12 protein-coding genes are annotated in these 14,095 nt (G+C 75.7%); 5 read left to right on the top strand and 7 right to left on the bottom strand.

Going from position 1 to position 14,095, the window contains the following annotated elements; all coding sequences use genetic code 11:
• Positions 1-5: 5 nt before the first annotated feature.
• The 3 genes from WIS52_RS18335 to WIS52_RS18345 form a co-directional block, all read right to left on the bottom strand.
• Complete coding sequence (locus tag WIS52_RS18335) at positions 6-734, bottom strand: GNAT family N-acetyltransferase (protein ID WP_349299500.1); 729 nt, start codon at positions 732-734, stop codon at positions 6-8.
• 117 nt (positions 735-851) lie between these two features.
• A complete protein-coding gene (locus WIS52_RS18340; RefSeq protein ID WP_349299501.1) occupies positions 852-1,703 on the bottom strand; it encodes an alpha/beta fold hydrolase in 852 nt (283 codons plus the stop codon).
• Between the two features lie 54 nt (positions 1,704-1,757).
• Positions 1,758-3,659, bottom strand: coding sequence for a hypothetical protein (locus tag WIS52_RS18345; protein WP_349299502.1), 1,902 nt, complete (start codon positions 3,657-3,659; stop codon positions 1,758-1,760).
• 131 nt (positions 3,660-3,790) lie between these two features.
• On the opposite strand from WIS52_RS18345, the gene WIS52_RS18350 reads away from it, so the two are divergent.
• Positions 3,791-4,384: a class I SAM-dependent methyltransferase gene (locus WIS52_RS18350; RefSeq protein WP_349299503.1), complete on the top strand. Its 594-nt coding sequence runs from the start codon at positions 3,791-3,793 to the stop codon at positions 4,382-4,384.
• Between the two features lie 387 nt (positions 4,385-4,771).
• Positions 4,772-6,499, top strand: coding sequence for a DEAD/DEAH box helicase (locus WIS52_RS18355; protein ID WP_349299504.1), 1,728 nt, complete (start codon positions 4,772-4,774; stop codon positions 6,497-6,499).
• A 158-nt stretch (positions 6,500-6,657) separates the two neighbouring features.
• Here the strand turns inward: WIS52_RS18355 and WIS52_RS18360 are convergent, their stop codons facing one another.
• Entirely contained in the window at positions 6,658-7,539 is an 882-nt protein-coding gene (locus tag WIS52_RS18360; RefSeq protein ID WP_349299639.1) for an EamA family transporter, read from the bottom strand.
• A 367-nt stretch (positions 7,540-7,906) separates the two neighbouring features.
• On the opposite strand from WIS52_RS18360, the gene WIS52_RS18365 reads away from it, so the two are divergent.
• Positions 7,907-8,092, top strand: a complete 186-nt coding sequence (locus tag WIS52_RS18365) for a DUF7455 domain-containing protein (protein ID WP_349299505.1) — start codon at positions 7,907-7,909, stop codon at positions 8,090-8,092.
• Positions 8,093-8,184: 92 nt separating this feature from the next.
• Here WIS52_RS18365 and WIS52_RS18370 read toward each other — a convergent pair whose 3' ends face one another.
• Positions 8,185-9,879: a choline dehydrogenase gene (locus WIS52_RS18370; protein ID WP_349299506.1), complete on the bottom strand. Its 1,695-nt coding sequence runs from the start codon at positions 9,877-9,879 to the stop codon at positions 8,185-8,187.
• A 122-nt stretch (positions 9,880-10,001) separates the two neighbouring features.
• Here WIS52_RS18370 and WIS52_RS18375 point away from each other — a divergent pair, with 122 nt between their 5' ends.
• Positions 10,002-10,394, top strand: a complete 393-nt coding sequence (locus WIS52_RS18375) for a helix-turn-helix domain-containing protein (RefSeq protein WP_349299507.1) — start codon at positions 10,002-10,004, stop codon at positions 10,392-10,394.
• Between the two features lie 27 nt (positions 10,395-10,421).
• Here the strand turns inward: WIS52_RS18375 and WIS52_RS18380 are convergent, their stop codons facing one another.
• Positions 10,422-11,540 (bottom strand): hypothetical protein, encoded by a 1,119-nt coding sequence (locus WIS52_RS18380; RefSeq protein WP_349299508.1) that lies wholly within the window; start codon positions 11,538-11,540, stop codon positions 10,422-10,424.
• 121 nt (positions 11,541-11,661) lie between these two features.
• Complete coding sequence (locus tag WIS52_RS18385; protein WP_349299509.1) at positions 11,662-12,696, bottom strand: Ldh family oxidoreductase; 1,035 nt, start codon at positions 12,694-12,696, stop codon at positions 11,662-11,664.
• A gap of 197 nt (positions 12,697-12,893) precedes the next feature.
• Between WIS52_RS18385 and WIS52_RS18390 the strand changes: the two genes are divergently transcribed.
• A complete protein-coding gene (locus WIS52_RS18390; protein WP_349299510.1) occupies positions 12,894-14,039 on the top strand; it encodes a sugar ABC transporter substrate-binding protein in 1,146 nt (381 codons plus the stop codon).
• Positions 14,040-14,095: the final 56 nt, after the last annotated feature.

A 14,095-nucleotide genomic window follows, 5' to 3' on the forward strand; every position in this document is an offset into this window, starting at 1 on the left:
GGCGCTCAGCCCCGGGACAGCACCAGCCGCCGGGTCGCGGAGTCCGGGTCACCCGGCACCGTCGGCAGCCGGGCCTCGACGACCAGGCCCGCCGACCGGTAGAGCGCCAGCGCCGGTCCGTTGCCCGGGTCCACCTCCAGCCAGAGCCGCCCGGCCGGCAGCCAGCCCGGCGTGGTCCAGGCCGGGTCGACGACGACATCCGGTGCCGGCGCCGGCGGCGCGCCGTTCCCGGTGGCCGGCCGGGCCCCGGTGGACGAGCCGGCCGGTCGTGAGCCGGTCCGGTCCGGCACCGCGGTGAGGTCGAGCACCGCCCGCAGGAGGGCCCGGCCGACGCCGGCGCCCCGCCACGGCGGAGCGATCACCAGGCGGTGCAGTTCCACCCCCCGTTCCGGGCCGCGCGGGGCCGCGAGGACCAGGTAGCCGGCCAGCGCCCGGCCGTCGTCGAGCACGAGGTGGGCGCGATCCGGGTCTGCGGCGGTCCGGGCGTGCCAAGCCGGCCCGGTCCGTCCCAGCACGCCGGTCGCCCCGGCATCGCAGGCGTCCAGCGCCGCCGAGTCGTCCGGTGCCGCTGCGTAGTGGAGTGCCACTGTGCTGTCCGGTGCCACTGAGCCGTCCGGTGCCGTCGCGCCGTCCGGAGCCGCCGTGTCGTCCCGTGCCGCGGGGCCACGGGCCACCGGCGGTGGGGTCCTGCCGTCTCCCGGACGGGCCGGGCGCAGGGTCAGCAGGACGGTCACCCGGCCAGCCTGCCCGCCGTGGGCCCGGCTGTCGCGGTCACACCGGATGCGGGTTCGCGGGCGGCGTGCTCGCGCCGGTCCGTGTCCCGACCGGACCGGCGGAGCGGGCGTGTCCGCTCAGGACGAGAGGAACCGGTCGATCTCGGCGGCGAACGGCTCCGGGTCCAGCAGCATCTCCAGGTGCCCGCCGGGGTAGCGGTGCACCCGTGACCGGCGGATACCGCGGTGCAGCAGGGTGGCGTTGCCGGCCGGGACGATCGGGTCGTCGTCCCCGGCGATGATCAGGGTGTCCGCGGTGATCGCGGGCAGCAGCGGGAGGCTGGTCCAGCCCGACAGCGACATCAGCTGGTAGTAGTAGCCCCGCATCGGGCCGCGCTTGCTCCCCGCGCCCAGCTTCTCGGCGGCCAGCTCCGGGTTCTCGCGCAACGACCCGCCGTAGATCTTGGCGGCGACCGTGTCGAGGTAGGCCGGGTCCTGGTAGCGCTTCGGCGAGGTCATCACGGCCAGCACCCGCGGTGATGCGGGGATCATCAGCGCCCCGGGACCGGTCGCGGCCAGGACCAGCTTGCGCACCCGTCGCCGGCGGCTGATCGCCAGCTGCTGGGCGAGCATCCCGCCCCAGGAGAACCCGAGGACGTCGGCCTCCCGGATGCCGAGCCGGGTGAGCACCTGGCCGAGCCGGTGCGCCAGCCACGTCAGGTGGTACGGCATCCGGGGCAACGGCGACCCGCCGATCCCGGGCGGGTCGAACCGGATGACGTCGAGATCGGCCGGCAGCGCCTCGACGAGCGGGTCGAGCACGTCGGTGGCGGCCCCGATCCCGTTGCACAGCAGCAGCGGGGTGCGCCGGGCGCCGGGGCCCGACGCCGGCCGGCGGACCACGCGCAGCGCGCGACCGCCGACGACGACGTCGTGCACCTCGGTGCGGGCTCCGGCGGGCCCGGGGGATCCGGAAGCGGCAGTGACCATCACGGCGGAGAGTAGGGCGGCGGGGACCCGCCGCGCCCGCCCGGGGAGGGGACGTCACATCCCGGTTCGCGCGGTGTCGGTGGTCCCGAGGTAGGTGCCGGGCGCGGGGAACAGCGGCCGGAGCCGGCGTCCGCCCAGCTCCGGGGGTGCGTCCCGCAGCGTGCCGGAGCGCTCGGCCAGCCAGTCGGCCAGGTCGTCCCACCACGACCCCTCGACGTGCGTGGCGGCGGCGCGCCAGGCCTCCGGGTCGGCGGTCCCCGGCGCGCACCCGCCGGCCAGGAACGAGGTGACCGGTCCCGGCGGGGCCACGACGACCCCCGCCTGGTCGCCCGGCGCCAGCACCAGGCGGCAGCGGCCGCCGAGCATCCGCGCGGTGCGGAGGCCACCGGTCCACGGCTGGACGGGGTCGTCGGCGGCCGCCAGGACGTAGCCGTCGCGGCGCAGCACGGCCGGCCGCAGCGGCGTGCCGAGCACCCGCAGCCCGCCCACCGCACCGACCCGCGTGCCGGCCAGGGCGACCAGATCGGTGTGCAGCGCGGCGGGCAGCGGCATCAGGTCGGCGGCCCAGGCCCGCATCGCGCGCGACACCCGGCCCGGGACCGGTGCGGGGCGGTCGCCGGGCCCCGGAGCCGGGCCGGCCGGCACCGAGAAGGGCAGCACCCGTTCCGTCCCGCGCCGCCACTCCCAGGCGCGGACCGCGGTCGGCCCGTCCAGGACGCCGTCCCGGGCCGCCTGCTCGGCCGCGGCCCGTGTGACACCGGCATCCGGGCGGAACCCCGGCAGCGTCGCGGCCGGGTCCAGCACGGTGGCCAGGTAGCCGGCCGTGGCCACCCGGTCCTCGAGCCCGATCGCGGCCAGGTGCGCCTGCACCGCGGCGGCGAGCAGCCCGCCGGTGCGCACGCCGAGCAGCGACACCCGCGGCGCCCGGGTGATCCGGGTGGTGACCTCCAGCGCGTCGAGGACGGCGGCGGCGTGCGCGTCGAGGTCGCGGTCGGCGTCCGCCGGGCCGGCCGGGCGCCAGGACAGCGCGAGCACCTGCAGCCCCCGCGCGAGCAGGTGCTCGACGAGCGAGAAGCGTGGCGCGAGGTCGGCCAGCCAGTAGCGGTGCACCAGCGGCGGGACGACGAGGACCGGGGTGTCGTGCACCTCCTCGGTGACCGGGAGGTACTGCAGCAGCTCGAACATCGGGGTGCGCAGGACGACCGCGCCCGGGGTCGCGGCGACGTCCCGGCCGCGGACGGGGCCGCCGCCGGCGTCGCGGGCGCCGGTGTCGAAGGGGACCTGCGGGTCGCCGGGGCCGGGTGGGGTGAAGATCCGGCCCGAGACGGCGGCGCGGTCCGGCGCGGGCTCCATGGGGGCCGTGGCCGGAGTCGCCGGTGCGGGCTCCGGAAAGGTGGGGGCGGCGGACACGGATGGTGCGAGTCCGGCCGGTGTGCCGGTCGCGCCCGGTGCGGGTGCGCCGGCGGTCCCGGGGGCTCGCGGGTGCGTCGTGCCGGGGCCGGGCAGAACGCCGCGCAGGACGTCCGCGTCGGCCCGGGGGAGCGGGTGCGGTCCGGGTGTCGCGGCGTCGTCGAGCAGGTCGTGGAGTGTCCGGACGGTCACGTGCCCGGCGGCGGCGGCGCGGCGGTGCAGGACCCCCCACCACCCGGCGACCGGGGGACGGTGCCCGCCGCCCGCCGCACCGGCTGCCGGTGCGGCGGATCCCTGGCCTGCGGTACCGGCGGCCGGTGCGCCGTTGCCGCTGCCGGTGCGCCCTGCTCCCGTGGGCAGGCCGAGTCCGGCGCGGCCCAGCCCGCCGACCCAGGCCCCGCCCCGGCGCAGCACCGACGACGGCCGCGCCACCAGCGCCGCCAGCAGCCGCAGCCCCGCGGCGGGCAGGACGAGCGGATGGGGCGGCGGCGCGCCCGGGCGGCCGGGAGATCCCCCGGTCACCGGACCACCGTCGCGCGCGCTCATCGCGACCCATCATCCCCGCGGGACGGTTGCGTCGCGTTCACCCGGTGGTGGTCGTCCGGTCAGCCGCGCCGGGGAGGGTGGCCGGAGCGGCCGTCGCGCCGCCGTCCGCCACCCCTCGCCACGGGAGTCAGATGACCACCGGTACCGCCCCGTTCCTCCGGGAGTTCCTGCGCGACCCGGTGCGGACGGCGTCCGCGCTGCCCAGCTCGCGGTCGCTCGCCCGGGCGGTGACCGCACCGGTGCCGGAGACCGGGGACCCCGTCGTCGTGGAGCTGGGGGCGGGCACCGGCGCCCTCACCGATCTCATCGCCGAGAAGCTCGGCGGGCGCGGGCACCAGCTGGCGGTGGAGCTGAACCCGCGGCTGGCCGCGTTGCTCGCGCGCCGGCACCCCGGCCTCGACGTCGCCGCCACCGGGGCGGCCGAACTCCCGCGGCTGCTCGCCGAACGCGGTCTGGCCGGTGCCGACGTCGTCGTGTCCGGGCTGCCCTGGGCCGCCTACCCGGCTCGCGGGCCGCAGCTCACCGACGTGATCGCCGGCACGCTGCACGACGGCGGCGCCCTCACCCAGTTCGGCTACGCCGCCACCCGGTGGGCACCGCCCGCACGGCGGCTGCGGCAGCGGCTCGGCGAGGCGTTCGAGGAGGTCGTCGTCGGGCGGACGATCAGCGGGAACCTCCCGCCGGCGTTCGTCCTGACCGCCCGGCGCCCGCGCCGGTCTCACTGAGCCGCCGCCCCCGCGCTCCGACCCCAAGCCGGGGGGCCGGCCGCGGTCGCGCCGTCCGGCGCCTCGCCGACCGCTCGGGGGGCGTCGCGCCGCTCGACCGTCCGGCGTCGCCGGTCGTCCCGGCGACCGTGCCCGGCCGTCCACCGCGCGGCCCCGGCGGCCCGGCGGGGCGGGGTGCCACGGAGGGCCACCGGGCCGTCGTACCGTGCCGCCCGCCGACCCGGAGCGGGGTCGCGGGACGCGCCCACCCGCCGTCCTCGCGGACCGGCCCGGCTACCCTCATCGACGCCCCGCAGCCGGGTGGTGGCGCCGACGCCCGAGCCGCCCGGACCCCGCAGGGGCTCGCCGGTTCCCTCCCGGGAACGACCCACGGACCAGGGGAGACGTGTGTCGCAAGCCCAGCTCGTATCGCCCGAGACCCGCCCGCTCCGCGCGTGGCAACGCAGCGCGCTCGCCCGCTACCTGGCCACCGCGCCGCAGGACTTCCTCGCGGTCGCGACGCCCGGCGCGGGCAAGACGACCTTCGCGCTGCGGGTCGCGGCCGAGCTGCTGTCCGACCGCAAGATCGACGCGGTGACGGTCGTCACGCCGACCGAGCACCTGAAGTACCAGTGGGCCGAGTCGGCGACCGCGGCCGGCATCGCGATCGATCCCGAGTTCCGCAACTCCGCCGGCGGCACCTCGCGGGACTACCACGGCATCGCGGTCACCTACGCCGGCGTCGCGGCGCACCCGATGCTGCACCGCAACCGCACCGAGAACCGCCGGATGCTGGTGATCCTCGACGAGATCCACCACGCCGGTGACGCGAAGAGCTGGGGCGAGGCGGTCTTCGAGGCGTTCTCGCCCGCCGTCCGACGGCTCGCGCTGACCGGGACCCCGTTCCGGTCCGACGACAACCCGATCCCGTTCGTCGAGTACGTCCCCGACTCCGACGGCGCCCCGCGCAGCCGGGCCGACCACCAGTACGGCTACGCCGAGGCGCTCGCCGACAACGTCGTCCGGCCGGTGGTGTTCCTGGCCTACTCCGGCACGTCGAACTGGCGCACCAGCGCCGGCGAGGAGATCACCGCCCGGCTCGGCGAGCCGCTGACCCGGGAACAGACGGCGATGGCCTGGCGGACCGCGCTGGACCCGGCGGGTGACTGGATCCCGGCCGTGCTCGCGGCCGCGGACCGGCGGCTGCAGAGCCACCGCGACGGCGGCATGCCCGACGCCGGCGGCCTGGTCATCGCCACCGACCAGACCACCGCGCGGGCCTACGCCGCGGTCCTGCGCACCATCACCGGTGACCAGCCGGCCGTGGTGGTCTCCGACGAGGCCGGCGCCTCGGACCGGATCGCCGAGTTCGGCCGTTCCCAGGAACGGTGGATGGTCGCGGTCCGGATGGTGTCCGAGGGCGTCGACGTGCCGCGCCTGGCCGTCGGGGTCTACGCGACATCGGCGTCCACCCCGCTGTTCTTCGCCCAGGCCATCGGCCGCTTCGTGCGGTCGCGGCGGCCGGGGGAGACGGCGTCGGTGTTCGTCCCCAGCGTCCCGGTGCTGCTCGGCCTGGCCAGCGAGCTGGAGGCGCAGCGCGACCACGTCATCGGCAAGCCGCAGCGCCCCGAGGAGGTCTGGAACGACGCCGAGCTCAACGAGGCCAACAAGGCCAAGGACGAGCCCGGCGAGCAGGAGGAGGCCTTCACCTCCCTCGGCGCCGACGCCGAGCTCGACCAGCTGATCTACGAGGGCGCCACCTACTCCGCCGACGAGGAGGACTACCTCGGCCTGCCGGGCCTGCTCGAGCCCGACCAGGTGCGGACGCTGCTCTCCCAGCGCCAGGCCGACTGGGTCGCGAAGGGCTCGCCGCGCTCGGGCGCCCAGGCCCGGGCCACCCCGGCGACCGCGCCGACCCCGCCACCGCCGGCCGAGCGGGGGCAGAGCGTGCGCGAGCGGCTGCAGACGCTCCGCAAGGAGCTCAACACCCTGGTGGCGCTGCACAACCACAAGACCCGCAAGCCGCACGGGAAGATCCACAACGAGCTGCGGGCGCACTGCGGCGGCCCGCCGGTCGCGATGGCGTCGATCGAGCAGCTCGAGGAGCGGATCGCCACCCTGCGCTCCTGGCGCTGACCCGCACCCGGGCCCCCGCAGCTGACCTGCGACGTGGAGCCGATCCGCTCGCCGGACCGCCCACGCTCACCGGACGTGCCGCTGCTCGCGCGATCGCGTGAGCGTGGCCGGGTTCGGTGAGCGTCGCGGGATGCGGGCGGGGCCGGGGCGGCCGCGGGTCAGCCGGGAGCGCGGGGATCGGGTTCCTGTGCGTCCGTCCGGGCGGCGGGGGCCGGGTCGGGGACGGGCTCGTCGCCGTCCCTGGAGCGCACGGCGACCGCCGCGATCACCAGCAGGATCCCGAGGGTCTCCAGCCCGCCCGGCAGCTGCGCGAGCATCACGATCCCGACCAGCGTCGCCGTCGCCGGCAGCAGGGCCAGCAGGACGGCGAACCGGGCCTGCCCGACCCGCCGCAGCACGACCTGGTCGAGCACGTAGGGCACGACCGACGACAGCACACCCAGACCGACGGACAGGGCGATCACTCCCGGATCGGCCAGCGGTGCGAGGTTCGTCACACCGAAGGGGTTCGCGGCACCCTCTCCGCCGACCAGCAGCAGCGGCAGCAGCGCGACCGCGGCGACGGTGAAGCCGGTCGCCAGGTCGTCCATGCCGCTACCGGCCCGCGCGACCCGCTTGCCGAGCAGGATGTAGGCCGCCCACATCGCGGCCGCGGCGAGCGCCCACAGCACCCCCGACGGACTGCCCGACCACTGGACGTCGGCGATGAGCACCACGCCGGCCGCCGCGAGCAGCACCGCGCCCCCGTCCCGGAGCCGGCGCGAGGCCAGGGCCGCGACCAGCACCGGACCGGTGAACTCGATGGCCACCGCTGTGCCCAGCGGTAGCCGGGCGATCGCCTCGTAGTAGGCGACGTTCATCAGCGCGGTGGCGAGCCCGAACATCCCGGCACGGACGAGACGGATCCCGCGCCACGCGTCGCGACCGGGTCGCCGCCACGCCAGCAGGATCATCGCGGCGCCGAGCAGACGCAGCTCAGCGACGGCGGAGGGGGCCAAACGGTCGAACAGGCCTACGGCGAGTGCCGCACCGACGTACATCGAGACGCCGCCCGCCAGGAAGAGCAACGGGGCGGGGAGCCGGTCGGCGATCGGTCGAGCAGGCACCCCGCCACGGTAGCCGCCGACACGCCGTGTTTACCGTGGGGCGCTTGCACGGGTGGCAGGCGTCCCCGCATGATTCACCCGCAGTCAACTTCATACGCAGTCAGTCACCGCGGTTCACCGCCGTGTGATCGGCTCGCCGGACACATGATCCGGACGTGACGGTCGTCGCGACGCGCCGCGGGAACACGTGCAGGGGCCTCGAGCGTCTGTAATGGTGTGGGCGACGCACCCCCGGTGTGATCGTCACAGTGATACGGCGGAGGGCCGCCCGAGCCCACCGTCGCGATGGAGGGAGACCGCTATGCAGCCCGAAACGCTGACCCGGCCCGAACTGACCCTCGCCGACCGCTGTGACCGTTGCGGTGCGGCGGCCAAGGTGCGCGCGATCCTTCCCTCCGGAGGGGAGCTCCTGTTCTGCAACCACCACGGAAACGCGCACGCCGAGAAGCTGCGTGAGTCCGGGGTGGAGGTCCAGAACGGCGAGTGACGCTCGCGGGTGCGTGACTGCACCCCGACCGACCTGAGACGACGGGGCGGGATCCGGTAACCGGATCCCGCCCCGTCGTCCGTGTGCGGTTGCTAGGCCTCCACGAGCCCCGTACGGCGGGCCTCGCCGTTCGTCTGGGCCTGGTTCTGGGCCGGCGGGTCGGCCGGCAGCGGGGTGTTCCCGAGGACGAGGTCCGCGGCCTTCTCGGCCACCATCATCACCGGCGCGTAGGTGTTGGAGTTCGGCACGTCCGGGAACACCGACGCGTCGACGACCCGCAGACCGTCGACACCGTGCACCCGCATCGACGACGGGTCGACGACGGCATCCGGGCCGAGGCCCATCGCGCAGGTGCTGGTGGGGTGCAGCCCGTTCTGGGCCCGCTCGCCGACCCACTCCAGGACCTGCTCCGGGGTGCGCACGGCCGGGCCGGGGAAGGTCTCCCCGGCGTCGAGCCCCGCGAAGGCCGGGCTGCTGAGGATGGTCCGCCCGATCTCGATCGCCTCGACCCAGCGCTGCCGGTCGCGGTCGGTCGCGATGTAGTTGTTCACCAGCTCGGGGTGCACGCTGACGTCCCGCGAGGTGATCCTCACGTGCCCGCGGGAGTCGTTGGCCATCACGCTGACGTGCATCTCGTAGCCGTGCTCGGCGACGTCGATGTCCGGAGCGAACCGCATCGCGACCGGTGCGAAGAGGATCATGACGTCGGGGATGCCGCCGGCCAGCGAGGTCGAGGCGAACCCGCCGATCTCGAAGTGGTTGCTGGCCCCGATGCCGGTGCCGTTGAGCAGCCAGCGGGCCGCCTCGCCGGGCAGCCGGTGCACCTTGCGGCGCGAGGACAGCGAGAGCGGGCGGGTGCAGGCGTGCTGCAGGTGCACCGCCACGTGGTCCTGCAGGTTCTCCCCGACCCCCGGCAGCTCGGCGCGCACGTCGATCCCGAGGCCCTGCAGGTGTGCCGGGTTGCCGATGCCGGAGGCCTGCATCAGCTGCGGCGTGGCGATCGCCCCTGCGGCGAGGATCGTGTCGGCGGCGTCGACGTCCTGGGTGCGGCCGTCCGCGGTGCGGTACCGGACGCCGATGACCCGGGTGGCGTCGGTGGGGTGGAACCGCAGGCCGTGCACCTGGACGCCGGTGAGGACCTGCAGGTTCGGCCGCGCCGCCGAGATGGGGTGCAGGTACGCGTCGGTCGCCGAGAAGCGGCGGCCGCGGTGGATCGCGCGCTCGGTGCGGGCGAAGCCCTCCTGCCGGGCCGCGTTCGTGGTGTCCAGGATCGCGTGCCCGGCCTGCTTGGCCGCGATCATGAAGGCGCCGTTCAGCGTGCCGAGCGCGGGCGCGCGCTCCAGGATCTGCGGCCCGTTGCTGGAGGGCTCGAGGGGGATGCCGTGCTCGGACAACCGCCGCTCGAGCTTGCGGAAGTACGGCACGCAGTGCGCGGCGCTCCAGCCCGACATGCCCTCGCCGGTGGCCCAGCGGTCGTAGTCGCCGTTGTTGCCGCGCTGGTAGACCATCCCGTTGATGGTGCTGCTGCCGCCGAGCACCTTCCCCCGTGGGACGGCGATGCGGCGGTTGGCCAGGGATGGCTCCGGCTCGGTGAAGTAGCACCAGTCGTAGCGGGGGTTGCCCCACATCCGCGCGAGCGCCGCGGGCATCCGGATCGACGGGTCCCAGCGGTGGTCCGGCTGGCCTGCCTCCAGGACGAGCACACGCCGGGTGGGATCGGCGCTGAGCCGGTTGGCGAGCACGGCGCCTGCCGAGCCACCCCCGACGATGATCGCGTCGTAGCGCACCCGTACCTCCAGATTCCGACAAGGTGTCCGAATTGCCCTGATGGGGTGAGCAACCCCTGTTGCAATCGATCAGGCTACGCCGTGCTCCCGGCCACCCGGCGGGGGCCCGTACCCTCGGACGGGTGAACACGAGGCAGAACGACCCGGTCGCGGAGGGTGCCGTTCCTCCGGACGGGCGCGGTGGTCCCGCGAACGCCGACGTTCTGCTGACGGAGCTGAACGCCCAGCTCGCAGCCTCGATCGTCGACCTGGAGGCCGCCCGCGAGCGGGTCCGGGATCTGCAGGCCATGCGCGCCCGGGGGGCGTCCTGGCGCGAGATCGTGCACCAGGAGGAGCGGCCGCTGGTCGTCGAGAGCCTCAGCCGGGCGCTGGACGGCATCGGCGGAGCAGGTGGACGGTTCCGGCGCGCGGAGGCGGTGGCGCTGCACGCCGAGGGAGAGACGATCAGCGGGATCGGCCGGCTGTTCGGTGTCAGCCGCCAGCGGGTGTCGGCATACCTGCAGGAGCGCCCGTAGCTCCCGGGCGCGACCCCGTGGGGCGTGTCAGTTCCGGCGGTGCCGCGCGCGGCGCGGCGCGGGGACCTGTGGTCCGGTGGGCGGGCCGCCGCCCCGGCGCGCGGCGGGGATGAGCGCGGTGCCCTCGGGCGCGCCGCGCTCGGGTGCCGGGCCGTCGGTTCCCGGGGTGTCGCGGTCCCGGCCGGCGGGACCGCTACGTCCCGGGCCGGCCGGCTCGGGGATGCCGGTCCACGCCGTGCCGGTCCACGGGCTCCCGTTCACCGGGCCGCCGTCGCCCCGCCGGCCGTTGCGCGGGCCTCCGTCGGCCGGTCGGCCGTGCGCGGAGTGTCCGACGGCGGGCCGGCCGTTCGGCGGGCCGCCGTGCACCGATCCGTCGTGGCCCGATCCGTTGCGGCCCGGGCCGCTGGGACCGGACCCGTTGTGCCTCGTGCGGACGTGGTCCTGGGTGTCGTGTGCAGGGCTGTCGTGCACGGGAGTGTCGTGCGCAGGGATGTCCTCGCGACCCTGCCGGTGCCCCGGCCAGCGGCCCTCGACCGGCGGCGTGGGCCGGGTGGCGATCCGGTCGAGGCGGGCGATCTCGCGGACGTCGGACAGCCGTGCGGCGAGCGCCGTGACGACGGGGGCCAGCGCGGCGGCCAGATCGTCGGTGAGCGTCTCCTCGCGGGCGGCGCCACCGTGCAGGCCGCGGGCGAGGACCTGCAACGCACCCGCCGTCCGGCCGGCGATCACGACCGGCACCACCATCGACCGGACCAGGCCGCAGTCGGCGGCGGCCGCGGCCAGCTCCGGCGGACCGGAGCGGGTGAGGTCCGGGGTGAGCAGCATGCGCTCGCCGCGCTCGGCGGCCGGACCCGGTCCGGCGTCGGCCCGGCGCTGCAGATCGCCCAGGCGGAGCGCGGCGGTGTCCGAGCCGAACACCCGTCGTGCCTCGGGATCGCGGGGGTCGGCCGGCTCGCGCAGCATCAGCACCGCCCCGGCCACGCCCGCGGCGGGGACCACGGCCACGCAGATCCCGGACAGCATCGCGGCGACGTCGACGTGCGCGACCGAGGTCGCCCCGGCCTGCAGCGCGACGCGCACCAGCGCGGGCGCCGGATCGGGCGCGGGCCGCCCGGGCAGGCCGGAGGTCCAGAGCGAGGCCGCCATCTCGTCCCTTCCGCGAAGCGCGGAGTGACAGGCAGTCACTCAGCGTCGCCGTCTCGGATCGCAGGATAACGACTCTACTGTCCGAAGGTGACACCGGCTCCCGAGTGACCCTGACGATCACCTAACGTGAGCGGTCCGCGTCGACGAGGAGCTCCCGGGCCCGGCTCCAGGTGCCGGGGTCGACGGGTACGCCGAGCTCCAGGTTGCGCGCCCGGACCGCGCGGGCGCGATCGCCCGGGACGGTGACCGGGCCGTGCCCGGGCGCCGGCTCCAGCGCGCGCAGCGTGTCCAGGTAGGCCGCCACGCCGGCGCCGGGACCGCCGAACGCCGCGGGGTCGATCGCGAGGAGCAGGTCGCCCTTGGTGACCGGATCGGTGACGTCGAGCGTGCCGCGCACCTCGGTGCCCAGCGCGGTGTGCGTGAGCGAGGCGACCAGCACCTCGAGCACCAGCGCCAGCGCGTAGCCCTTGGGGCCGCCGAACGGGGTGATCGCGCCGTCGAGGGCCGCGGCGGCGTCCGTCGTCGGCCGCCCCTCGGCGTCGACGACCGCGCCGTCGGGCAGCGGCTCGCCGCGGGCGGCGTGGTCGAGCACCTTGCCCCGGGACACCTGCCCGGTCGCCATGTCGAGCACGACCGGTTCGCCGCCGTCGACCGGGAGGCCGGCCGCGAGGGGGTTCGTGCCGAGCATCGCCGGCGCGGCGCCCCAGGGGTGCACCAGCGCCTCGGACGTCGTCGTCGCGATCCCGACCAGCCCGGCGGCGGCGAGCCGCTCGACGTAGGGGGCGAGCATCCCGAGGTGGCCGCAGCGGCGGATCGCGGCGATCGCGATCCCGGCCTCCGCGGCGAGGGCCGGCAGCGCGTCGCACGCGGCGAGCGCGGTCGGGGGTCCGAACCCCTCGTTGCCGTCCACCCGCAGCACACCGGGCCGGGGGCACTGCACCGACGCCTCGGCGGCCGGGTCGATCAGCCCGGCGCGGACGCGTCCGGCGAGCACCTCCAGGCGCCGGATGCCGTGCGAGGCATGCCCGCGCAGGTCGCCCTCGCAGAGCCACTCGCCCTGGATCCGGGCGGTCCGTTCCGGCGCGCCCAGTCCGGTGAGGACGGCGACGGTCAGGGCCACGTGCTCGTCGACCGGGATGCGGTGATCGCTGCTCACACCTCACGCAGCGTAGGGGTGGGGACGTCGCACAACAAAAGCCGATCTCCGTGATCCGATCGTGACGCGATCAGGCGTACTTGCTCGATCCAGCGGTCTGTTCGCCGGATCCGTCCGCCCAATAAGTTGGCGCTCGCAACTTTCAGCGGGGAATCACCTGAGTTGTGGAGACCACAATGTCGTGGAGGGACGTGCCGATGAGGCTTCGGGAGGCGGGGCGCGGGCCCCGGATGCGGCGGGCGGCGACGGCGGTGGGCCTGGGCCTGCTGCTCACGCTGTCGGCCTGCGGGCAGAACGCCGCCGGTGGCGGGCAGGAGGCCCCCGAGGGGGACGCTCCGGAGGGCGGCGGGGTCAAGGTCGGGGTGATCCTCCCCGAGACCGACACCTCGGCCCGCTGGGAGGGCTTCGACAAGCCCATGCTGGAGCAGGCGATGCGCGCCGAGGGGCTCGACCCCGACATCCAGAACGCGCAGGGCGACGAGCAGAAGTTCTCGACCCTGGCCGACGGGATGATCTCCAGCGGGGTACAGGTGCTGGTCATCGCCTCGATCAGCTCCGACGGCGGGAACACCGTCGCGGAGAAGGCGAAGGCCCAGGGCATCCCGGTGATCGACTACGACCGGCTGAACCTGGGCGGGGTCAGCGACTACTACGTCTCGTTCGACAACGAGCGGGTGGGCGCCATCCAGGGCGAGGGCCTGGTCCAGGGGATCGGCGACAAGCCCGGCGCCCAGGTGATCGAGATCGAGGGCGCCCCGACCGACAACAACGCCACGCTGTTCTACAACGGCCAGCAGACGGTGCTGAAGCCGATGTACGACGCCGGGGACCTGAGCCTGGTCGCCAGCCAGGCCATCGACCAGTGGGACAACCAGGTCGCCGGCACGACGTTCGAGCAGCTGCTGACCGGCAACGGCGGCCGGGTGGACGGCGTCGTCGTCGCCAACGACGGCATGGCCGGGTCGGTCATCACCGTGCTGGCCAAGTACGGCCTGAACGGCCAGGTCCCGGTCACCGGGCAGGACGCCACCGCCGACGGGCTGTCCGCGATCCTGCGCGGCGACCAGTACATGACGGTCTTCAAGCCGATCCAGGAGGAGGCCGAGGCCGCCGCGAAGCTGGCCGCCGCACTGGCCCAGGGCGACACCGCCGCCGCCGACGCCATCGCCACCCAGACGGTGAACGACCCGGAGGCCGGCCGGGACGTGAAGTCCGTGCTGCTCGACCCGCAGCTGATCACCCGGGACAACGTCAAGACGGTCACCGACGCCGGCTACATCACGCCGGACGAGATCTGTGGCGGCGACAACGCCGCCGCGTGCTCCGAGCTCGGCATCCAGTAGCCGCTCACCACCCGCCCGGGACGCGGCCGGCGATCCCCGCCGCGTCCCGGGCCCCA

It is taken from the genome of Pseudonocardia nematodicida (assembly GCF_040105385.1).
GTDB lineage: Bacteria > Actinomycetota > Actinomycetes > Mycobacteriales > Pseudonocardiaceae > Pseudonocardia > Pseudonocardia nematodicida.